Raw genomic sequence first — 22,561 nt, 5'->3', positions numbered from 1 at the left:
AAGGAGGTGAGCTTTATGACCACATCGGCTCGCCGCCTGAGCATCCCGGCGTCGATCGGAGACCGGTGGAAGCGCGTATTTCTGGGCAAGCCACTGATCAGCGAACGCCTGGAATCGGAAACTCTATCGAATCCTGTTGCGCTGGGCGCTATTGCGCCAGACGCGATCTCGTCGATAGCCTACGGTCCCGAACAGATCGTGGTAGAACTGCTACCGCAGGCCGGACTGGCCGCATTCGTGTTGGTGCTCCCGATCGCCGGGGTCATTCTGCTGATTCTCGCGTTGGTGACCGCGTCGTATCGCCAGGTTCTGATGGCCTACACGCGAGCCGGCGGATCGTACGTGGTCGCGCGGGAGAACTTGGGGCCCCGGATGGCCCAGATCGCCGCCGCCGCATTGTTGATCGACTACGTGGTCACCGTGGCGGTGCAGCCTGCGGCCGGCACGGTCGCGGTAGTCACGGCAATACCTCAGCTTCGCCCGTACCATTTGGAAATCTCGGTGGCTGCAGTGCTGCTGACCTGTTATGTCAACCTGCGCGGACTGCGACAGTCGGGCCGAGTGTTCGCCGTGATGACCTACGGCTTCATCACCATGCTGGCGGTGACGATCGCGACCGGCGTAATCCGCGAAATCTTTTGGGGTCTACCCCGTTACGTCCCGCATCACACCAGCGGGCTGGTGCCGGTACATCAGGGCGGTGGACTGGTGATGGGGGCGACGATTCTGGTATTGCTGCGGGCCTTCGCCCATGGCACCACCTCGATGGCCGGGATCGAGGCGATTTCCAATACAGTCGATGTCTTCCGTAAGCCACAGGGCCCCAACGCGCGCCGCGCATTGACCGCGATAGCGTGCATCATCGGGTTCTTGCTGATGGGGGTGGCCTACCTTGCACACCACACCCACGTCATTCCCTATACCAGCGAGTATCCGTCAATGCTGGCCGAGATCGCCCGGACCGTTTTCGGCAACGGGGCGATCGGGCACGCCTTGTACTTCCTGGTCCAGGCGGCCACCGCAGCGATCCTGTTCACCGGCGCCAACACCGCCTTCAACGGGTTTCCGGCACTCGCCAGTTTTGTTGCCGCCGACCGTTTCCTGCCTCGGCCGCTCACCAAACGAGGACACCGCCTGGTGTTCTCCAACGGCATCGTCACGCTCACCGCGCTGGCCGTTGTGCTGCTGCTGGTGACCCGCGCGTCGCTGCACGCACTGATACCGCTATACGCGATGGGCGTGTTCACCGCGTTCGCGATGGCCGGCTACGGGATGACCAAACACCATCTGACCCAACGTCCGCCGGGTTGGCGATACAAACTGGCGATCAATCTGTCCGCCGGTATCACGTCGACGATCGTGGTGGGAATCTTCGCCGTGGCCAAGTTCACCGAAGGAGCCTGGCTCATCGTCGTCGTCTTCCCCGTTCTGGTGTTCGTGTTCATCCGGCTCAACAACCAGTACCGGGCTGAAGCCGCGATCCTCGAAAAGGATCGCACCGACCGCCCCGACGAGGAAAGGTACGCGAAACACGATGTGTTCCTCTGTGTCAACACCGTGGACATCGCGACGCTCGAAGCGCTGCGCTACGGGAAAGACCTGCGGGCCGACGAGCTGACCGCGGTGCACTTCATGATCGATGCGGAGCACGCACAGCGCCTGCGGAAGCTTTGGCGCCGTTACGATCTCGACACTCCCCTACGCGTGATCGATTGCCCCGACCGTCAGCTGACCCGGGCCGCACAAGAGCTGATCCTCAGCGAGCGAGACACGCGTCCGGATACAGAGGTGACCGTACTGCTGCCGCGCCGCGCATATGGCCTCCTCGGAAGAGTGCTCCACGACCGCACCGCCGACGCAATCGCCAAGGCCGTCAGCCGGTCGCCGAACGCCGCCGCGACAATCGTGCCCTTTGACGTACACAACGGTCATCACCCCCGCGACGCGGCTGAGCCGACTGGACCGGCGTCGACTGCCTAGAGGACTCGGGTGAAAGACGGCGACCACAACTCTCGTCGACACCGAAAGCGCTTACCGCGGCGGCATTGTCCGGTGTTGACGCGGCATAGTGTCCCGGTACGAACACGCGCCGGCGGACGACATCCCGTGGCACACCTGCGTTCGCTCAGCCCCACCGCGGGCGGGGTGGCGGGGGGTCCGGTTGGTGGCGGGAAGACACGTGAACGGCGTGGACTCCCGGTTTCGTCGACAGCTGCGCGAGAAGGCCGTCGAGGTGCGCCTTGTCGGTGTGCCAATGCTGCACCGACTCCGGTTCTGCCGATATCTCCGCGAGGACACGCGTAAGTTTCTCGGACGTCTTGCTTTCCTTATCTTTGCCCGCGCTGTCCTTACTGTCGGCCGATCTGGAACCCTCTTCTCTTGCAGGAGTTTTCGCCGAAGCGCGGGCAACGGCTCCGCCGGCAGCGCCACCAGCCAGACCCGCCAGCGCCATCTGACCAAACATATTGCCGCCGCTTTCCACCGCGGCCAGAGGTACCGCAGCCTGGCCGGTGCCCTGCAACACGGTGGCGGCCAGTCTGACCGCCGGGGTGGCCGCAGCCCAGCTCGGTGGCACCGACAACGCCCCCACCGTGCTCGCCTCACCCAGACTCACCGCCGATACCGACCCGGCCGCGACCGCAGTCGGGTTGTAAAGCACTCCCGGCACCAACGGGACCGGGACCTCGCCGGTGTTGAATCCCCGCGTCAGCAGCCCGAAACCCAGGGTACTGCTCACCAATGCGTTCCTGCCCGGCAGGCTCGCTGGGCTCACGAATTCAAACAGCCTGAGGGCCGTCCCCAGCGGAGTCGTGTTCAGGCTGGCCAGCGAACTCGGCAGCGTGGATGGATCGGTCGCGGCGGGCGCCGCGAAGGGTTGCGGCGACGAGGGCGCCGCAAGCGGCTGCGACGTCAACTGCGACAACATCGACTGCGCGCCTGTACGGGCCGATGTGCCGGCGGTCTGGGTCGCCGTGGCAGATTGGGCAGCCGGCCCGTCGGGGTTGGTGGTCTGCGGCGCCGGGGTGAACGGCGTCACCTGTGCTGCGCTCGCGGACTCGCCGGCATAGCCGTACATCGTGGCGGCGTCTTGGGCCCACATGTCCGCGTACTGCGCCTCGACGGCGGCGATCGCCGGCGTGTTCTGCCCGACAACATTGGTCGCGACCAGCTGTGCCAGCTCGGCGCGGTTGACCGCGATCAGCGGCGGTGCGACCGTGCCCGCAAACGCCGTCTCGTAAGCTGCGGCGGCCGCGCGGGCCTGTGCCGCGGTCTGCTCGGCTTGCGCGGCAGTGGTGTTCATCCACGCCGCGTACGGTGCCGCCGCGGCCGCCATCGCCGTCGATGAAGGACCCAGCCAGCCGGCGGTCAACCCCGAGATCACCGACGAGTAGGAAGCCGCCGTCGCACGCAGCTGGGCGGCCAGCCCGTCCCAGGCCGCGGCGGCGGCCAGCATCGGCCCCGACCCGGGACCGGAATACATACGGGCGGAATTGATCTCCGGCGGCAATATCCCGAAATCCATCGCCATGACCCTCAGCCTGCCGCTACCGCGTCGGCGGACCCGGTCGCCGCATACGACGTCTCGGTGGTGCCCGGAGTGGCTGCGATTGACATCTGCATCTCCTTGGCTCGTAGGTGTGGACGGATGGGCGACGCACGCCGCAACGGCGGTCAGTCTTCGGGAATCACGATGATGGTCGCGGTGGTGGCGGTCCCGCCGGTAATAGCGCCCGCGCCGGCGGAGCGGGTGACGGCGCCGCCGGTGCCGACCGCGGTCCGCCCCGCCAAACCCGACAGGGCCATATTGCTCAACAGGCTTCCCTGGCCCTCCGCCGCGGCCGCCGCGGGCAGGGCATCAAGACCGGTCTGCGGCAACACGACGGCGACCGTCCTCATCGCCGGTGCGGCGCTGGCCCAACCCTGGGGTACCGACAGGCTTCCGACCAAGCCGGCTCGTCCCAAGCCCGCCGATACCGCTCCGCCCGTCGGCCCCACCGCGATTCCGCGGCCCACCGCGGCGATCGGGAATCCCGCCCGCCCGACGGCGCCCGCGTACGCCACTTGCATGTTGAAGTTGTTGAAGGGAGCGAGAAAGGACTGGACACCGAGGTCGTACATGGATCCGAGGGGCGAATATATGTGCATCGGATTAAAGGGCCCGAAGCCGAAAGCCAAGAGATCGTCCAGCGGTGAGGCCGATGGCGGATCGGCCAATGCAGCAGCGGGCGCAGGCGTTGCCAGGCTTTGTAGCGTCTGGGGTGCCGCAGCGGTCAGCTGAGGCAGCGTCTGCGCGTTCGTCCCGGCGGCCTGAGTGACCGCCACGGCTTGTTCGGTGGTCCCTGCCGCATTGGTGGTGCGCGGCGACGGGCTGAACGGAGCCAGCTGCGCCGCGCTCGCCGACGAGCCGGCATACCCGTACATCGCGGCCGCGTCCTGGGCCCACATCTCGGCGTACTGGGCCTCGGTCGCCGCGATTGCCGGGGTATTCTGCCCGACGATGTTCGTCGCGATCAGAGACATGAGCAGGCTGCGATTCGCCGCGATGACCGGCGGGGGAACCGTTGCCGCAAAAGCGGCTTCGTACGCGGCCACTGCCGCCCTGGCCTGATTTGCGGTCTGCTCGGCCTGGGCGGCGGTCGTGCTCAACCATCCGCTATACGGCGCGGCCGCGGCCGCCATCGTGGCCGACGAAGGACCCCGCCACTCAGCTGTCAGCCCCGAAATCACCGAGGAGTAGGAGGCCGCCGTGGAGTGCAACTCGGCGGCCAAAACGTCCCACGCCGCCGCCGCAGCCAACATCGGGCCAGGCCCTGGACCGGTATACATGCGACCGGAATTGATCTCCGGTGGCATCAGACCGAAATCCACCGGTGTGATCCCTCCCCGTCCACGATGTGACCTGCGCCACAGCCATTACGGACTTGTGGGTATACCCGCACTGACTTCTTGTAAACGATTCCACCTGCGGCCTTTGCTCTCCTAGCTTATAATTACCGCCGCCCGAGACGGCCCGTCGACACACCGGGTACCTGGATCCGGGTGACCAATGAGTTTGACGAACCGTTTCTTGCCGACGCACTGACGCGAGGGCCGGCCCCGAATGGGTGCCTTTCTCGATAGAGGTGACGGCGACCTGCTCCCGGTGTAACACTGGAACGCCACAAATCAACCGCGCGGTGACCAGGCGAAAGGTCCACGGACGTGAGCAACAAACGTCAATCAGCAGCGGACGCCGCGCGGAACAACCTCGCCGCCGAGCTGGACCGGCTACGGCAGCGGCGCGACCGTCTCGAGGCCGAGGTCAAGAACGACCGCGGCATGGTGGGCGATCACGGCGACGCGGCCGAGGCGATCCAGCGCGCCGAGGAACTGGTCGTGCTCACCGACCGGATCGGCGAGTTGGACCGGCGCCTGCGGGCCGGGCCTTCGGACGCGGACGCGACGGAGACGCTGCCCGGCGGCACCGAGGTGACCCTGAAGTTCGCCGACGGCGAAATCGTCACGATGCACGTGATCTCCATCGTCGAGGAAACGCCCGTCGGGCGGGAGGCCGAAACGTTGACGGCGCGCAGCCCGCTGGCCCAGGCGCTGGCCGGGCGCAAACCCGGCGACACCGTGACGTACTCGACGCCGCAGGGTGAGAACCAGGTCGAGCTGATCTCGGTCAAGCTGCCCTCCTGATGGTTGCCGGGAAGTGCCCCGCGGCCCCGTTAGACTCCCCTCGATGCTTCCCCCCGAGCCCGCTAACGCAACCGCGCCGGCGCGCCTGAGCCTGACGACGCAGGTCACGCGCTTCGTGGTGACCGGCGGCCTGGCGGGCATCGTGGACTTCGGGCTCTACCTGTTGCTGTGGAAGGTCCTCGGCGTACAGGTCGATATGTCCAAGGCGACCAGCTTCGTCGTCGGCACCATCACCGCCTACCTGATCAACCGCCGCTGGACCTTTCAGGCGACCCCCAGCACGGCCCGCTTCGTCGCGGTCATGGTTCTCTACGCCATCACGTTCGCCGTCCAGGTCGGGCTCAACCATCTGTTCCTGGCGCTTCTGCACTACCGCGGCTGGGCTCCCCTGGTCGCGTTCGTGATCGCGCAGGGCACCGCCACGGTGATCAACTTCGTCGTGCAGCGGGCCGTAATCTTCCGCATCCACTGAGCCGCCTTCGGCAGGCGGTACCCTCTTTGACGATGTCGAGCACCGATCCCGTGACCAAGCCCACCCGCCTGATGGGCTTTGGGCGCACCGCACCGTCGGTGGCCCAGGTGCTGTCCAGCCGCGATCCCGAGGTGATCGCCAAGGCCGTGGCCCGGGTGGCCGACTCGGGCGGCCGGGGCGTGATCGCCCGCGGGCTGGGCCGGTCCTACGGCGACAACGCGCAAAACGGCGGCGGCCTGGTGATCGACATGACCGGGCTCAACCGCATCCACTCGATCAGCGCCGACACCCGGCTGGTCGATGTCGACGCCGGGGTCAGCCTGGACCAGCTGATGAAGGCGGCGCTCCCGTTCGGGCTGTGGGTCCCGGTGCTGCCGGGCACCCGCCAGGTCACCGTGGGCGGGGCGATCGCCTGCGACATCCACGGCAAGAACCACCACAGCGCCGGGAGCTTCGGCAACCACGTGCGATCGATGGACCTGCTCATGGCCGACGGCTCCGTGCGCACCCTCACCCCCGACGGGGACGACGCCGAGCTGTTCTGGGCCACCGTCGGGGGCAACGGTCTGACCGGGATCGTGCTGCGCGCGACCATCGCCATGACTCCGACGGAGACGGCGTACTTCATCGCCGACGGCGTGGCCACCAAGGATCTCGACGAGACGGTGGCCGTCCACCTCGACGGCAGCGAGGCCAACTACACCTACTCCAGTGCCTGGTTCGACCTGATCAGTCCGCCACCGAAGCTGGGCCGGGCCGCGGTCAGCCGCGGTAGCCTGGCGAAGCTGGACCAACTGCCGAAGAAACTCGCCAAGAACCCGCTGAAATTCGATGCGCCGCAGCTGTTGACGGTGCCGAACCTGTTTCCGGTCAGCGCGATGAACAAGCTGTCGTTCATGGCCATCGGCGAGACATATTACCGCCTCGGCGGAACCTACTCGGGCAAGATCCAGAACCTGTCGCAGTTCTACCACATGCTGGACCTGGTCAGCGGCTGGAACAATGCTTACGGCCCAAGGGGTTTCGCCCAGCATCAGTTCCTGGTTCCACCGAACGCGATGGACGAATTCAAGGCGATCATCCGCTGGATCCAAACTGCCGGCCACTACTCGGCGCTGAACGTCTTCAAGCTTTTCGGCTCGGGCAACCGTGCACCTCTGAGTTTCCCCATGGCCGGTTGGAACGTCGCGATGGACTTCCCCAACAAGCCCGGGATCAACGAGTTCCTCAACGAACTCGACCGGCGCGCACTGGAATTCGGCGGGCGGGTCTATACCGCCAAAGACTCCCGTGTCAGCGCAGAAACCTTTCACGCCATGTATCCGCGCATCGACGAATGGATCGCGGTGCGCCGCAAGGTCGACCCCTTACGGGTGTTCGCCTCGGACATGGCCCGACGTTTGGAGCTGCTCTAAATGGTGTTAGACGCCGTGGGAAATCCGCAGACCATTCTGCTGCTCGGCGGCACCTCCGAGATCGGGCTGGCCATCTGCGAACGCTACCTGCAGAACGCGCACGCGCGAATCGTGCTGGCCGCCATGCCCAACGACCCGGGCCGCGACGCCGCCGTGGCGCAGATGAAGGCCGCCGGCGCGCGGTCGGTGGAGCTGATCGATTTCGAAGCCACCGACCCCGACACCCACCCGAAGATGATCGACGAGGCGTTCAACGCCGGCGGCGACATCGATGTGGCCATCGTTGCCTTCGGCATCCTCGGTGACGCCGAGGAGCTGTGGCAGAACCAGCACAAGGCCGTGCTGGCCGCCGAAATCAACTACACCGCAGCGGTTTCGGTGGGGGTGCTGCTCGCCGAGAAGATGCGCGCCCAGGGCTTCGGCCAGATCATCGCGATGAGCTCGGCGGCCGGCGAGCGGGTACGGCGCTCCAACTTCGTCTACGGCTCCACCAAGGCCGGACTGGACGGGTTCTACCTGGGTCTCGGAGAAGCGTTGCGCGAGTACGGGGTTCACGTCCTGGTGATCCGGCCCGGCCAGGTGCGTACCCGGATGAGCGCGCATGTCAAGGAAGCGCCGCTGACCGTCGACAAGGAGTACGTCGCCAACCTCGCGGTGACCGCGGCCGCCAACGGTAAGGAATTGGTTTGGGCACCAGCAGCATTCCGTTATGTGATGATGGTGTTGCGACACGTCCCGCGTCCCATCTTCCGCAAGCTTCCCATCTGAGCATGCGTAACGCGCTGGCCACCTTCGGCCAGATGGCCTTAGCGGTGCTGGTCGCGGTGGCCGTCGCGGCGATATCGCTGACCGCCATCGCCAGGGTGCAGTGGCCCGCCTTTCCGTCCTCCAATCAACTGCACGCGCTGACCACCGTCGGGCAGGTCGGCTGCCTGGCCGGCCTGGTCGCCGTCGGCTCGGTGTGGCGGCGCTGCGCCCGTCCCGGCGCCCGGCTGTTGACCCGATTGGCCGGGCTGATGTTCGTGTCCGCATTCACCGTCGTGACGCTGGGCATGCCGCTGGGGGCGACCAAGCTGTATCTGTTCGGCATCTCCGTCGACCAGCAATTCCGCACCGAATACCTGACCCGCCTGGCCGACAGCCCCGCCCTGCGCGACATGACCTATCTCGGTCTGCCGCCGTACTACCCGCCGGGCTGGTTCTGGGTCGGCGGGCGTGCCGCGGCGCTCGCGGGGACACCGGCGTGGGAGATCTTCAAGCCGTGGGCCATCACCTCGATCACCATCGCGGTCGCGGTCGCGCTGGTGCTGTGGTGGCGCATGGTCCGGTTCGAATACGCGCTGATCGTCACCACGGCAACCGCGGCGGTGACGCTCGCCTACGGCTCGCCCGAGCCCTACTCGGCGATGATCACCGTGCTGCTTCCCCCGATGCTGGTGCTGACCTGGTCCGGCCTGCGCGCCGGTGATCGCGGGCGTCACGCCAGCGTGGCGCCCGACGCTGAGGGCCACGCTGGCGTGACGCTCGGCGGGAAAGGACCCGGCTGGGCCGCGGTGATCGCCGCCGGGCTGTTCCTCGGCTGGACCGCCACCTGGTACACGCTGCTGTTCGGGTTCAGCGCCTTCACGGTGGGGTTGATGGCGCTGTGGCTGGCGGCGACGCGATGGCGCAGGAGCGGCGTCAAAGCTGCCCTCGACCCCCTGCGCCGGGTGGCCGTCATCGCCGGCATCGCCGTGGCGATCGCGTGCACCACGTGGTTGCCGTTCGTCGCGCGGGCGGTGCGCAGCCCGGTCAGCAACTCCGGCAGCGCCATGCACTACCTGCCGGCCGACGGCGCCGAGCTGACGTTCCCGATGCTGCAGTTCACGCTGCTGGGCGCCGTCTGCCTGCTCGGGACGCTGTGGCTGGTGTTACGGGCCCGCTCGTCGGTGCGGGCCGGCGCCCTGGCCATCGGCGTGCTGGCGATCTATCTGTGGTCGCTGCTGTCGATGCTCACCACGCTGGCCCGCACCACCCTGTTGTCGTTCCGACTGCAGCCGACCCTGAGCGTGTTGCTGGTCGCCGCGGGGGCCTTCGGGTTCGTCGAGGCCCTGCGCGCGCTGGCGCGCAGAGACTGGGGTGGCAGCCGCGCCGTCGTCCCGGTGGCCGGCGCCGTCGGCCTGGCCGCCGCGATCGCGTTCAGCCAGGACATCCCCGACGTGCTGCGGCCCGACCTCACCATCGCCTACACCGACACCGACGGCCACGGGCAGCGCGGCGACCGGCGGCCGCCCAGCGCCGAGAAGTTCTACCCCACTATCGACCACACCATCACGCAGGTGACCGGCAAGCCCCGCGACCGGACCGTGGTCCTGACCGCCGACTACAGCTTCCTGTCCTTCTACCCCTACTGGGGCTTCCAGGGCCTGACGTCCCACTACGCCAACCCGCTCGCACAGTTCGACCTGCGCGCCGCGCAGATCAACAAATGGTCCAACCTCAAGACCGCCGACGAGTTGACCCACGCCCTGGACACCTGCCCCTGGCCGCCCCCGACGGTGTTCCTGATGCGCCGCGGCGCTGGCGGCAACTACACGCTGCGGCTGGCCGAGGACGTCTACCCCAACCAGCCCAACGTGCGCCGCTACACCGTCGAGCTGCGCGGAGCCCTGTTCGACAGCCCGCGGTTCGCGGTCCAGAGCGTCGGCCCATTTGTGCTGGCGATCCGCAAGCCCGGGACGTGACCGCCGATGAGCACGGGCGCCACGCCTCGGACAGCGGCCCCCGCCACCGAAGAACTAGCATCTAGCTCCGTGAGCGACAGGGAGGCGAATCACCGGGTCGCCCGGCTGGTTGCTTCTGTCGCCGGGCTACTCGGAGTGCTGCTGGCGATCGCCACGCCGCTGCTTCCGGTCGACCAGACCACCGCGCAACTGAATTGGCCGCAGAACGGCACCTTCGGCAGCGTCGATGCGCCCCTGATCGGCTACGTCGCCACCGATTTGAACGTCACCATCCCGTGCGAGGCGGCCGCCGGGCTGGCCGGCGGCGCCAACCCCGGCAAGACGGTGTTGCTGTCGACGGTGCCCAAGCAGGCCCCGAAGGCCGTCGACCGCGGCCTGCTGATCCAGCGCGCCAACAACGACCTGGTGCTGGTGGTGCGCAACGTCCCGGTGGTAACCGCCCCGCTGAGCGAAGTGCTCAGCCCGGCCTGTCAACGGCTGACCTTCACCGCGCACGCCGACCGGGTCACCGCCGAGTTCGTCGGGCTGACCCACGGAGCCAACGCCGAGCATCCCGGCTCGCCGCTGCGCGGCGAGAAGAGCGGCTACGACTTCCGGCCCCAGATCGTCGGCGTCTTCACCGATCTGAGCGGACCGGCGCCGGCCGGCCTGAGCTTCTCGGCGACCATCGACACCCGCTACAGCAGCAGCCCCACCCCGCTGAAGATGGCGGCGATGATCCTCGGGCTGGTGCTCACGGCCGCCGCCCTGATCGCCCTGCACATCCTCGACACCGCCGACGGAACCCGGCACCGCCGCTTCCTGCCCGCCCGCTGGTGGTCGATCGGCGGCCTGGACGCCCTGGTCATCGGCGTGCTGGTGTGGTGGCATTTCGTCGGCGCCAACACCTCCGACGACGGCTACATCCTGACCATGGCCCGGGTGTCCGAGCACGCCGGCTACATGGCCAACTACTACCGGTGGCTCGGCACGCCCGAGGCGCCGTTCGGCTGGTACTACGACCTGCTGGCGCTGTGGGCCCATGTGAGCACCACCAGCATCTGGATGCGGTTGCCCACCCTGGCGATGGCGCTGACGTGCTGGTGGGTGATCAGCCGCGAAGTCATGCCCCGGCTCGGCCACGCCGTCAAGCACAACCGGGCCGCGGCCTGGACCGCGGCGGGCATGTTCCTGGCCGTCTGGCTGCCGCTGGACAACGGCCTGCGCCCCGAGCCGATCATCGCTCTGGGCATCCTGCTGACCTGGTGCTCGGTGGAACGGGCGGTGGCCACCAGCCGGCTGCTGCCGGTCGCGATCGCCTGCATCATCGGTGCGCTGACGCTGTTCTCCGGGCCGACGGGCATCGCCTCGATCGGCGCGTTGCTGGTCGCTATCGGGCCGCTGCGGACCATCCTGCACCGCCGATCCAAACAGTTCGGGGCGTTGCCGCTGCTGGCGCCCGTGTTGGCTGCGGTCACTGTGACGGTGATCCTGATCTTCCGCGACCAGACCCTGGCCGGCGAGATCCAGGCCACCGCGCTCAAGCGCGCGGTAGGGCCGAGCCTGAGTTGGTTCGACGAACACATCCGCTACGAGCGGCTGTTCATGGCCAGCCCCGACGGGTCCGTCGCCCGCCGCTTCGCCGTGCTGGCCGTGCTGCTCGCGCTCGGGGTGACGGTGGCGATGTCGTTGCGCAAGGGCCGGATTCCCGGCACCGCCGCCGGGCCGAGCCGGCGCATCGTCGGGATCACCATCATCTCCTTCGTGGCGATGATGTTCACCCCCACCAAATGGACCCACCACTTCGGCGTATTCGCCGGGCTGGCCGGGCCGCTGGGCGCGCTGGCCGCGGTGGCGGTGACCTCCGCGGCGATGCGATCCCGGCGCAACCGCACCGTGTTCGCCGCCGTGGTGCTGTTCCTGGTGGCGTTGTCGTTCGCCAGCGTCAACGGCTGGTGGTACGTCTCGAATTTCGGTGTGCCGTGGTCGAATGCGTTCCCGGCGTGGCACTACGCCTTCGCCACCGCGCTGCTCGGGCTGACCGTGGTGGTGCTGCTGCTGGCGGCGTGGTTTCACTTCGTCGCCCCCGATAACGGGCCGCCCAAGACCCGCCTGGGCGCACGGGCGGCCGGAATCGCCCAGTCCCCCTTGGCAATCGCGACCTGGGTGCTGGTGGTGTTCGAGGTGGCATCGCTGACCCTGGCCATGGCCGACCAGTATCCGGCGTGGTCGGTCGGTCGCTCCAACCTGCAGGCTTTGACCGGCAAATCGTGCGGGTTGGCCGAGGACGTGCTGGTGGAGCAGGATCCCGATGCGGGCATGCTCACGCCGGTGAACGCACAGGTGGGAGAAGCCCTGGGCGCTGGCCTGTCGGAAGCCTTCACCCCCAACGGCATTCCCGCGGATGTCCGCGCCGACCCGGTGATGGAACGCCCGGGTGACCGCAGCTTCGTCAACGACGAGGAGAAAACCGGCAGCAACCAGGCGGGCACCGAGGGCGGCACCACCCCCGCGCCGGGGATCAACGGCTCGCCTGCCCAGCTGCCCTTCAACCTCGACCCCGCGCGCACGCCGGTGCTGGGCAGCTGGCGCTCCGGCATCCAGGTGCCCGCGCACCTACGGTCCAGCTGGTATCGGCTGCCCGCCCGCGACAAGGCGGGACCGCTGCTGGTGGTGAGCGCGGCGGGGCGCTTCGACCCCCGCGAGGTTCAGGTGCAGTGGGCCACCGACGACCAGGCGGCCGGCGGACACCCCGGCGGTTCGTTCCAATTCGCGGACGTTGGGGCGTCGCCGGCCTGGCGCAACCTGCGGTTGTCGATGTCGTCGATTCCGGCCGCCGCCACCCAGGTCCGGTTGGTCGCCGACGACGAAGACCTGGCCCCGCAGCACTGGATCGCGCTGACCCCGCCGAGGATCCCAGAGCTGCGCACGCTGCAGGACGTGGTGGGCTCCGCCGACCCGGTCTTCCTGGACTGGCTGGTCGGGCTGGCCTTCCCCTGCCAGCGACCGTTCGGCCACCAGAACGGCGTCGACGAGGCCCCGAAGTGGCGCATCCTGCCGGACCGCTTCGGCGCCGAGGCCAACTCACCGGTGATGGACAACAACGGCGGCGGCCCGCTGGGCGTCACCGAGCTGCTGGCCAAGGCGACCACCATCGCCACCTACCTCAAGGACGACTGGTCTCGCGACTGGGGCTCGCTGCAGCGGCTGACGCCCTACTACCCCGACGCCGAACCCGCCCACCTGCTGCTGGGGAAAGCCACGCGCAGCGGTCTCTGGGGCCCGGGTCCCCTGAGACACTGAGCGCGACCTCAGGTCACGGAAGGGCGGCGTTGAACGGGTGGGTGATGGTCCAGCCCGGGTTGAGGAAGTTGGCGGCGTAGTGGCGTATCGGGTGCAAGTGTCCACTGCGCGGAACGTACGGGCTCGCCGAGGCGACGGCCGGCATCAGCGAGCCGGCGATCGACAAACCGATGGCGCCCAATCCGACACCCGCGGCGATGCGGAGCTTGGAGACCTTCTTGGCCTTCACGTTCGGCTGGGTTTCCGCGCCGGCGATGTTGTCATTCATGGTGGTTCCTATCTGCCGTATTTTCCGTAGGGCCGGTCTCCAATGACCGGCAACACCAGGTTGCGACGGCCGGCTTGCCAGATGGTTCAGAGATTCTTGCGGATTTCTTGCGCCCGGCCTTGAGCTGCGGCGCAAGCCTTGAGGCCGGAAATTCGCGCGGCTACGGTTACGGGTTGTGGCGTCCGATCTCATGACCATGGCCCGGGCCGAACGGACCGACCTGGCGGAGTTCCTGGCCACCCTGACCTCGCAGGACTGGGCGGCGCCCACCCTGTGCACCCGGTGGAACGTCAAAGACGTTGTCGCGCATGTGGTCAGCTACGAGGAGCTGGGCGCGCTGGGGCTGCTGCGACGGTTCGCCAAGGGCCGGCTGGTGTGGGCCAACCAAGTGGGCGTCGACGAATTCGCGGCCCGGACCCCACAGCAGTTACTGGAATTCCTGCGCAGCCATCTCCAACCACGCGGTTTGACAGCGGGTTTCGGCGGAATGATCGCCCTCGTCGACGGCACCATCCATCACCAGGACATCCGCCGCTCACTGGACCGGCCTCGGGTGGTGCCGCACGATCGACTGGAGCGGATTCTTCCCCTGGTGCCCGGCAATCCCCGGCTCGGCGCGGGCCGCCGGATCAGGCGCCTGCGGCTGCGCGCCACGGACGTCGAGTGGACACACGGCGACGGGCCCGAAGTGAGCGGCCCCGGCGAGGCACTGCTGCTGGCGATGACCGGCCGCCCGGCCGCCCTGGCCGACCTCGAGGGGCCGGGGCTTGCCACCCTGACCGCACGGGTCCGCGGATAGCGTTCAGCCGCGGCGGATTTCGAAGACGAACTCGGAGTTGCCGATGCGGATGTGGTCGCCGTCTTCCAGCGCGGCGCTACGCCGCACCCGCCGGCCCCGCACCTGAACGCCGTTGGTCGATTTCATGTCGGTGATCAGGAATTCCGTTCCGGTGTCGATGATCACGGCGTGGTGGCGACTGACGTCGGTGTCGTCCAGGACGATTTCGTTGTCGTCGAGCCGCCCGATCCGCGTGGTCACCCCGGTGAGCTCGTACTGGCGGCCCGCCTTGTCACGCAACCGGGCGACGACGCGGTCGTCGACCAACGCCACCGCCGGCTCCGGACGGACCGTGCTCTGCTTGTGGGTGGTCAGCAGTGCCCGCCTGGGTTGCTCGGGACCCAGCGGCTCCTGGCGCAGGATGCGCTGCTGCAGCGCGTTCACCGTCGGACCCGGATCGATGCCCAGGCCGTCGGCCAACGCCGTCTTGAGGCGCCGATAGGCGCCGAGGGCATCCGACTGGCGCTCGGTGACGTAGTAGGCGGTGATCAGTTGCGCCCACAGCGGCTCGCGATAGGGATGGCGCGCGACGAGTGCTTCCAGCTCACCGATGACGCCATCAGCGCGCCCACAGGCGATTTCGGCTTCGGCGCGCGCGGTGTAGGTCGCCACCCGCTCCTCGATCAGCATGGTGGCGAAGGCGTCGACGAAGGCGAAATTACGCAGGTCGTCGAGCACCGGCCCGCGCCATTCGCCCAGGGCCGCCGACAGGTGACTGCTCGCTTCCTCGAAGCGACCCGACCCGGCCGCCTGCGCCCCGGCGGTCTTGTGGGCGCGGAATCGCCCCACATCGCAATCGGGGTCGGCGACGCTCAGCTGGTATCCGGGTGGCGCGCTGGCGAGCACCGAGTTCGGGTTGGCCACCGCGCCGCGCAGCAGTCGGCGCAGCGTGGAGATGTAGGAGTGGATGCTGGTCCGCGCCGCCGGCACGGGAGCCGCCCCCCACACGGCGTCGATCAGGGCGTCGACGGACACGGGCCGGTTGCGGTGGACCAGGAGCATGGCGAGCACGGCACGCTGTTTCGGGGCGCCCAGCGACAGCTGGCCGCCGTGGGCCGTCACAGCCAACGGTCCCAGGACACCAAATCCCAGACCTGCGTTCGTCACACGCTTGCCCACCCTCTCGTGGGTTCAGGGGCCGCAGGCGCGGCCTCAGCCACCATTTTGACCGCAAGGGCGCGGCCAACGCTGATCTGGCGGTGGGGTTTCGCTGTGATTTGCCCGGTGGGACGGCATCCGCGGCGCGCTGCGCGGCCCCGCGTCCTCAACGGCCAAAGCCGCGTCGCTTACGATCGAGCCTCGTGCCCCACGACGGAAATGAGCGATCGGCGCGGATCCCCCGGTTGGTGGCCGCCGTCGCCGGGATCGTGGGCCTGCTGCTGTGCCTGTCCGTTCCATTGCTGCCGGTCAAGCAGACCACCGCCACGATCCTGTGGCCCCAGTCCGACGCCGGCGGGCACGTCAGCCAGATCACCGCGCCCCTGGTGTCGGGGGCGCCCCGCGCGCTGGACATCTCCATTCCCTGCCCGGACATCGCCACCCTGCCCCCCGGCGGCGGCCTGGTGGTGTCGACGCTGCCACCCGGCGGCATCGACGCCGGGAAGAACGGGCTGTTCGTGCGGGCCAACGCCGACGTCGTCGTCGTCGCGTTCCGGGACACCGTGGCCGCGGTCGCCCAACGCGCGGCCGTCGCCGCCGGAGGCTGCCGCGTCTTGCATCTGTGGGCCGACGCCGGCGCGACCGGCGCCGAATTCGTCGGCATACCCGGCGCCGCCGGGGTGCTGCCACCCGAAAAGAAACCCCAGGTCGGCGGCGTCTTCACTGACATGAAGGTGCCCGCGGGCCCCGGGCTGTCGGCCCGCATCGACATCGACACCCGATTCATCACCGCGCCCACCGTCATCAAGGAAATCGTGATGGTGCTGGGTGCCCTGGCCGTGCTGACGGCCATCGTCGCGCTCGCGGTGCTGGACCGCCGCAGCCGGGGCGGCGGCACCCTGCTCAACTGGCGCTCCCCCATCGCCTGGCTGTCCAGATACCGGCCCGGCACGCACCTGGGCAACTGGCGGCGGGTGGGAATCGCGACGTGGGTCGCCGACGCGGGGGTGATCGCGACCCTGCTGCTGTGGCACGTCATCGGGCCCACCTCGTCGGACGACGGCTACAACCTGACCATCGCGCGCGTCGCCCCCGGCGTCGGCTACATCGCCAACTACTACCGCTACTTCGGCACCACCGACGCTCCCTTCGACTGGTATCTCGGGGTGCTGTCCAAGATGGCCTCGGTGAGCACCGCCGGCATCTGGATGCGGCTGCCCGCCACGGTGGCCGCGATCGGGTGCTGGCTGATCATCAGCCACTGGATGCTGCGCCGGCTCGGCCCGGGCCGCGGCGGCCTGGCGGCCAACCGGGTCGCGGTCTTCACCGCGGGCGCGGTGTTCGTGGCGGCGTGGCTGCCGTTCAACAACGGGCTGCGGCCCGAGCCGCTGATCGCCCTCGGCGTCCTGATCACCTGGATGCTGGTCGAGCGGGCCATCGCGCTGCGCCGGTTGGCGCCCGCGGCGGCGGCCATCATCGTGGCGCTGCTCAGCGCGACCCTGGCGCCGCAGGGGCTGATCGCGGTCGCCGCGCTGCTGACCGGGGCGCGGGCCGTCGCCCAGACGATCCGGCGCCGCCGGGCGACGGACGGGCTGGTGGCCCCGCTGGCGGTGCTGGCCGCCTCGCTGTCGTTGATCTTCGTGGTGGTGTTCCGCAGCCAGACGCTGGCCACGGTCGCGGAGTCGGCCCGGATCAAGTACAAGGTCGGCCCGACCATCGCCTGGTATCAGGACTGGCTGCGCTACTACTTCCTCACCGTCGAGTCCAACCCCGACGGGTCGATGGCGCGGCGCTTCGCCGTGCTGGTGCTGCTGTTGTGCATGTTCGGCATGCTGGTCACCCTGCTTCGCCGGGGCAGGATCCCCGGCGTGGCCACCGGCCCGGCGTGGCGGCTGATCGGCACCACCGCATTCGGCCTGCTGTTGCTGACGTTCACCCCGACCAAGTGGGCGATCCAGTTCGGTGCGTTCGCCGGGCTGGCGGGGGCGCTGGGCGCGGTCACCGCTTTCGCCCTGGCCCGGATCGGCCTGCACAACCGCCGCAACCTGACGCTGTACGTGACGGCGCTGCTGTTCGTGCTGGCGGTGGCGACCTCCGGCGTCAACGGCTGGTTCTACGTCGGCAACTACGGGGTGTCGTGGTGGGACATCCAGCCGGTCATCGCCAGCCACCCGGTGACGTCGATGTTCCTGATCTTGTCGATCATCACCGGCCTGCTGGCCGCCTGGCAGCACTTCCGGATGGACTACGCCGGGCACACCGAGGTCAAAGACAATCGGCGCAACCGGGTGCTGGCGTCGACCCCGCTGCTGGTGGTCGCGGTGATCATGGTGCTCGGCGAAGTCGGCACGGTGGCCAAGGCCGCGGTGTTCCGCTACCCCCTGTACACCACCGCGAAGGCCAACGTGGCCGCGCTCAGCTCCGGACTCTCGAACACCAGTTGCGCCATGGCCGACGACGTGCTGACCGAGCCGGACCCCAATGCTGGTCTGCTGCAACCGATTCCGGGGCAGACCTTCGGCCCCGACGGCCCGCTGGGCGGGGCCAACCCGGTCGGCTTCAAGCCCGACGGCGTCGGCGACGACCTGAGGTCGTACCCGGTGGTGACCAAACCCGGGGTGGTGAATTCCGACGCGTCACCGAACAAGCCCAACGCGGCCATGAGCGACTCCGCGGGCACGGCCGGCGGCTCGATTCCCAAGGGGGCTCCCGCGGGCGTCAACGGCTCGCACATCGCGCTGCCGTTCGGCCTCGACCCGGCCCGCACTCCGGTGATGGGCAGCTACGGCGAGAACTCGCTCGCGGCCACCGCCACCTCGGCCTGGTACCAGCTGCCGCCCCGCACCGCCGACCGGCCGATCGTGGTGGTGTCGGCGGCCGGCGCCATCTGGTCCTATAAGGAGGACGGCACCTTCACCTACGGGCAGTCGCTGAAACTGCAGTGGGGCGTCACTCGCCCCGACGGCACCATCCAGCCGCTCGCGGAGGTGCAGCCGATCGACATCGGGCCGGAGCCGGCGTGGCGCAACCTGCGGTTCCCGCTGACCTGGGCGCCGCCCGAGGCGAACGTGGCGCGCATCGTCGCCTACGACCCGAACCTGAGTTCGGACCAGTGGTTCGCGTTCACGCCGCCGCGGGCGCCGGTGTTGCAGACCCTGCAGCAGATGATCGGCTCGCGCACACCGGTGCTGATGGACATCGCCACCGCGGCCAACTTCCCGTGCCAGCGGCCGTTCTCCGAACACCTCGGCGTGGCCGAGCTTCCGCAGTACCGCATCCTGCCCGATCACAAGCAGACGGCGGCGTCGTCGAACGGGTGGCAGGCCAGCGAGGCGGGCGGGCCGTTCATGTTCCTGCAGACCATGCTGCGCACCTCGACGATCGCCACGTATCTGCGTGGCGACTGGTACCGCGACTGGGGATCGGTGGAGCAGTACTTCCGGCTGGTGCCGGCTGACCAGGCGCCGGACGCCGTGATCGAACAGGGTGTGATGACAGTGCACGGCTGGAGCCGGCAGGGACCGATTCGGGCGCTCCCGTGAGCGCCCCCCTTCAAAACGTGCGGGTGACGCGCTGGGTCGCGACGATCGCCGGGCTGATCGGTTTCGTCTTGTCGGTGGCGACGCCGCTGCTGCCCGTCGTGCAGACCACCGCGACGCTGAATTGGCCTCAAAACGGCCAGCTGAACAGCGTTACCGCGCCGCTGATCTCGCTGACCCCGGTCGACGTGAACGTCACCGTGCCGTGCTCGGTGGTGAGCGCGCTGCCGCCCGAGGGCGGGGTGGTGCTCAGCACGGCGCCCAAGAAGGGCAAGGACGCCGCGCTCAACGCGCTGTTCGTGGTCGTCAACGGCAAGCGCGTCGACGTCACCGACCGCAACGTGGTGATCGCCAGCGCGGCGCGCGACCAGGTCCAATCGCCACAATGTCAGCGCATCGAGATCACCTCGACGAAGGCGGGGGCCTTCGCCACGTTTGTCGGGCTGAAGGACGCGGCGGGCAAACCGATCAGCGGCGGATTCCCCGACCCGAACCTGCGGCCGCAGATCGTGGGGGTGTTCACCGACCTCACCGGGCCGGCGCCGCCGGACCTGAAGCTGTCGGCGACCATCGACACCCGGTTCTCCACCACCCCGACGACGCTGAAACTGGTCGCGATGGTGCTGGCGATCGTGTCCACGATCGTCGCGCTGATCGCGCTGTGGCGCCTCGACCAGCTGGACGGTCACCGGATGCGCCGGCTGATTCCGGCGAACTGGCGCACGTTCACCCTGGCCGACGTCACGGTGATCTCCGGCTTCGTGCTGTGGCATGTGATCGGGGCGAACTCGTCGGACGACGGCTACATCCTGGGCATGGCCCGGGTCGCCGACCGCGCCGGCTACATGTCGAACTACTTCCGCTGGTTCGGCAGCCCCGAGGACCCCTTCGGCTGGTACTACAACCTGCTGGCGCTGATGACGCATGTCACCGACGCCAGCCTGTGGATGCGGCTGCCGGACCTGATCGCCGGGATCGTGTGCTGGTTGCTGCTCTCGCGCGAGGTGCTGCCCCGACTGGGTCCCGCGGTCGCCTCCAGCAAGGCCGCCAACTGGGCGGCGGGCCTGGTCCTGCTGACCGCGTGGATGCCGTTCGACAACGGCCTGCGGCCCGAGCCGATCATCGCCGTCGGCTCGCTGATCACCTACGTGCTGATCGAGCGCTCGATGCGCTACAGCCGGCTCACCCCCGCGGCGCTGGCGGTCATCACCGCGGCGTTCACCCTCGGCGTCCAGCCCACCGGGTTGATCGCGGTGGCCGCGCTGATCGCAGGCGGCCGCCCGATCCTGCGGATCCTGGTCCGCCGCCACCGCCTGGTGGGCACCTGGCCGCTGGTGGCGCCGATGCTGGCCGCTGGCACGGTCATCCTGACCGTGGTGTTCGCCGATCAGACGTTGGCAACGGTGTTGGAAGCCACCAGGATTCGCACCTCGATCGGCCCCAGCCAGGCCTGGTACACGGAGAACCTGCGCTACTACTACCTGATTCTCCCGACCGTCGACGGGTCGCTGTCGCGCCGGTTCGGGTTCCTCGTCACGGCGCTGTGCCTGTTCACGGCCGTCTTTATCATGTTGCGGCGCAAGCGGATTCCCGGTGTGGCACGCGGGCCGGCCTGGCGGCTGATGGGCGTCATCTTCGGCACCATGTTCTTCCTGATGTTCACCCCCACCAAGTGGGTGCACCACTTCGGGCTGTTCGCCGCGGTGGGAGCGGCGATGGCCGCGCTGACGACGGTGCTGGTGTCGCACGAGATTTTGCGCTGGTCGCGCAACCGCATGGCGTTCCTGGCGGCGCTGTTCTTCGTGCTGGCGCTGTGTTTCGCCACCACGAACGGCTGGTGGTACGTCTCGAGTTACGGCGTCCCGTTCAACAGTTCCATGCCGAAGGTCGGCGGAATCAGCATCAGCACAATCTTTTTCGTGTTCTTCGCGATTGCCGCGCTGTGGGCGGCGTACCTGCACTTCGCCCCCAGGGACCGCGGCGAAGGGCGGCTGGCGCGCGCGCTGACCGCGGCGCCCATCCCCCTCGCCGCCGGCTTCATGGCGCTAGTGTTCATCGGGTCGATGGTGGCCGGCATCGTCCGTCAGTACCCCACCTACTCCAATGCGTGGGACAACCTGCGTGAATTCAGCGGCGGCTGCGGACTGGCCGACGACGTGCTCGTCGAACCGGACAGCAACGCCGGCTTCATGGCGCCCCTGCCCGGCGACTACGGTCCGCTCGGGCCGTTGGGCGGTGTGAACCCGACGGGATTCACGCCCAGCGGGGTACCGGATCGCACCCTGGCCGAGTCGGTCAAGGAAACGGCGGTGCCGCAGCCCGGAACCGACTACGACTGGGATGCCCCGCTCAAGCTGACCAGGCCGGGCATCAACGGGTCGACGGTGCCGCTGCCCTACGGCCTCAACGCCGACCAGGTTCCGCTGGCGGGCAGCTACACCACCGGCGCGCAACAACAGAGCAGGCTGACCTCGGCGTGGTACCAGCTGCCCAAGCTCGACGACGGGCACCCGCTGGTGGTGGTGACCGCCGCGGGCACGATCACCGGCAACAGCATCCTGCACCACCACACAGGCGGGCAGACCGTGGAGCTGGAGTTCGGCCGGCCCGGCCCCGGCGGCTCGGTGCAGCCGGGCGGCCGCCTGGTGCCCTACGACCTGTACGGCGAGCAGCCGAAGGTGTGGCGCAACCTGCGCTTCGCGCGCTCGCAGATGCCCGCCGACGCGGTCGCGGTGCGCGTGGTGGCCGAGGACCTGTCCCTGACACCGGATGACTGGGTCGCGCTGACCCCGCCGCGGGTACCCGAGCTGCGCTCGCTGCAGGAGTACATCGGTTCGAAGCGGCCGGTGCTGATGGACTGGGCCGTCGGGCTGGCATTCCCCTGCCAGCAGCCGATGCTGCACTCCAACGGCGTCACCGAGATCCCCGAGTTCCGCATCACCCCGGACTACAACGCCAAGAAGCAGGACACCGACACCTGGCAGGACGGCGTCAACGGCGGCCTCCTGGGCATTACCGACCTGTTGCTGCGGGCCCACGTCATGTCGACGTACCTGTCCCACGACTGGGGTCGCGACTGGGGGTCGCTGCGCAAATTCGACACCATCGCCGACGCGCACCCCGCCGAACTCGAGCTGGGCACCGCCACCCGCACCGGATGGTGGTCGCCCGGACCGATCCGCATCAAGCCATAACGGGCGATTAAAAACCGGCCATTCGCAAATAGCCGTGCACCGTTGTTATT

13 protein-coding genes and 1 pseudogene are annotated in these 22,561 nt (G+C 68.6%); 10 read left to right on the top strand and 4 right to left on the bottom strand.

Going from position 1 to position 22,561, the window contains the following annotated elements:
- Positions 1–15: 15 nt before the first annotated feature.
- A pseudogene (locus OQ789_RS10180) lies at positions 16–1,926 on the top strand (APC family permease); the annotation flags it as partial.
- A gap of 199 nt (positions 1,927–2,125) precedes the next feature.
- Here OQ789_RS10180 and OQ789_RS10175 read toward each other — a convergent pair.
- Both OQ789_RS10175 and OQ789_RS10170 read right to left on the bottom strand, forming a co-directional pair.
- Positions 2,126–3,523, bottom strand: a complete 1,398-nt coding sequence (locus OQ789_RS10175) for a PPE family protein (RefSeq protein ID WP_324685464.1) — start codon at positions 3,521–3,523, stop codon at positions 2,126–2,128.
- 149 nt (positions 3,524–3,672) lie between these two features.
- Positions 3,673–4,869, bottom strand: a complete 1,197-nt coding sequence (locus OQ789_RS10170; protein WP_324685414.1) for a PPE family protein — start codon at positions 4,867–4,869, stop codon at positions 3,673–3,675.
- 333 nt (positions 4,870–5,202) lie between these two features.
- Here OQ789_RS10170 and OQ789_RS10165 point away from each other — a divergent pair, with 333 nt between their 5' ends.
- The 6 genes from OQ789_RS10165 to OQ789_RS10140 are packed head-to-tail and all read left to right on the top strand — an operon-like array spanning position 5,203 to position 13,574.
- Positions 5,203–5,682, top strand: coding sequence for a GreA/GreB family elongation factor (locus OQ789_RS10165; RefSeq protein ID WP_324685413.1), 480 nt, complete (start codon positions 5,203–5,205; stop codon positions 5,680–5,682).
- Positions 5,683–5,725: 43 nt separating this feature from the next.
- The gene (locus OQ789_RS10160; RefSeq protein ID WP_324685412.1) at positions 5,726–6,154 is read left to right on the top strand and encodes a GtrA family protein; all 429 of its coding nucleotides are present in this window, start codon (positions 5,726–5,728) and stop codon (positions 6,152–6,154) included.
- Between the two features lie 32 nt (positions 6,155–6,186).
- Positions 6,187–7,569 (top strand): FAD-binding oxidoreductase, encoded by a 1,383-nt coding sequence (locus OQ789_RS10155; protein WP_324685410.1) that lies wholly within the window; start codon positions 6,187–6,189, stop codon positions 7,567–7,569.
- Positions 7,570–8,337 carry a decaprenylphospho-beta-D-erythro-pentofuranosid-2-ulose 2-reductase gene (locus OQ789_RS10150; RefSeq protein WP_324685408.1) on the top strand — a complete coding sequence of 256 codons (768 nt, stop codon included), beginning with the start codon at positions 7,570–7,572 and terminating at the stop codon, positions 8,335–8,337.
- Positions 8,338–8,339: 2 nt separating this feature from the next.
- Positions 8,340–10,292: a galactan 5-O-arabinofuranosyltransferase gene (locus OQ789_RS10145; protein WP_324685406.1), complete on the top strand. Its 1,953-nt coding sequence runs from the start codon at positions 8,340–8,342 to the stop codon at positions 10,290–10,292.
- Positions 10,293–10,298: 6 nt separating this feature from the next.
- Entirely contained in the window at positions 10,299–13,574 is a 3,276-nt protein-coding gene (locus OQ789_RS10140) for an arabinosyltransferase domain-containing protein (RefSeq protein ID WP_324685404.1), read from the top strand.
- A 13-nt stretch (positions 13,575–13,587) separates the two neighbouring features.
- On the opposite strand, the gene OQ789_RS10135 is transcribed toward OQ789_RS10140, so the two are convergent.
- A complete protein-coding gene (locus tag OQ789_RS10135; RefSeq protein WP_324685403.1) occupies positions 13,588–13,842 on the bottom strand; it encodes a hypothetical protein in 255 nt (84 codons plus the stop codon).
- 175 nt (positions 13,843–14,017) lie between these two features.
- Here OQ789_RS10135 and OQ789_RS10130 point away from each other — a divergent pair, with 175 nt between their 5' ends.
- Entirely contained in the window at positions 14,018–14,641 is a 624-nt protein-coding gene (locus tag OQ789_RS10130) for a maleylpyruvate isomerase family mycothiol-dependent enzyme (RefSeq protein ID WP_324685402.1), read from the top strand.
- Positions 14,642–14,644: 3 nt separating this feature from the next.
- Here the strand turns inward: OQ789_RS10130 and OQ789_RS10125 are convergent, their stop codons facing one another.
- Positions 14,645–15,787 carry a BTAD domain-containing putative transcriptional regulator gene (locus OQ789_RS10125; protein ID WP_324685401.1) on the bottom strand — a complete coding sequence of 381 codons (1,143 nt, stop codon included), beginning with the start codon at positions 15,785–15,787 and terminating at the stop codon, positions 14,645–14,647.
- 194 nt (positions 15,788–15,981) lie between these two features.
- Between OQ789_RS10125 and OQ789_RS10120 the strand changes: the two genes are divergently transcribed.
- Together OQ789_RS10120 and OQ789_RS10115 are read left to right on the top strand one after the other, a co-directional pair.
- A complete protein-coding gene (locus OQ789_RS10120; RefSeq protein ID WP_324685399.1) occupies positions 15,982–19,320 on the top strand; it encodes an arabinosyltransferase domain-containing protein in 3,339 nt (1,112 codons plus the stop codon).
- The gene (locus OQ789_RS10115) at positions 19,284–22,511 is read left to right on the top strand and encodes an arabinosyltransferase domain-containing protein (RefSeq protein ID WP_420716082.1); all 3,228 of its coding nucleotides are present in this window, start codon (positions 19,284–19,286) and stop codon (positions 22,509–22,511) included. Before OQ789_RS10120 ends, OQ789_RS10115 begins: the two co-directional genes overlap by 37 nt.
- Positions 22,512–22,561: the final 50 nt, after the last annotated feature.

It is taken from the genome of Mycobacterium sp. 94-17 (assembly GCF_035617725.1).
Taxonomy (GTDB): domain Bacteria; phylum Actinomycetota; class Actinomycetes; order Mycobacteriales; family Mycobacteriaceae; genus Mycobacterium.
The sequence above is the reverse complement of the archived record's forward strand: the minus strand, read 5'-3'. Positions and strand labels throughout refer to the sequence as shown.

What these genes read in the sequence shown, in the direction of transcription:
- OQ789_RS10140 (WP_324685404.1), top strand. Translation starts at nt 10,299, where the DNA reads ATGAGCACGGGCGCCACGCCTCGGACAGCGGCCCCCGCCACCGAAGAA.
- OQ789_RS10145 (WP_324685406.1), top strand. Translation starts at nt 8,340, where the DNA reads ATGCGTAACGCGCTGGCCACCTTCGGCCAGATGGCCTTAGCGGTGCTG.
- OQ789_RS10150 (WP_324685408.1), top strand. Translation starts at nt 7,570, where the DNA reads ATGGTGTTAGACGCCGTGGGAAATCCGCAGACCATTCTGCTGCTCGGC.
- OQ789_RS10155 (WP_324685410.1), top strand. Translation starts at nt 6,187, where the DNA reads ATGTCGAGCACCGATCCCGTGACCAAGCCCACCCGCCTGATGGGCTTT.
- OQ789_RS10135 (WP_324685403.1), bottom strand. Translation starts at nt 13,842, where the DNA reads ATGAATGACAACATCGCCGGCGCGGAAACCCAGCCGAACGTGAAGGCC.
- OQ789_RS10160 (WP_324685412.1), top strand. Translation starts at nt 5,726, where the DNA reads ATGCTTCCCCCCGAGCCCGCTAACGCAACCGCGCCGGCGCGCCTGAGC.
- OQ789_RS10175 (WP_324685464.1), bottom strand. Translation starts at nt 3,523, where the DNA reads ATGGATTTCGGGATATTGCCGCCGGAGATCAATTCCGCCCGTATGTAT.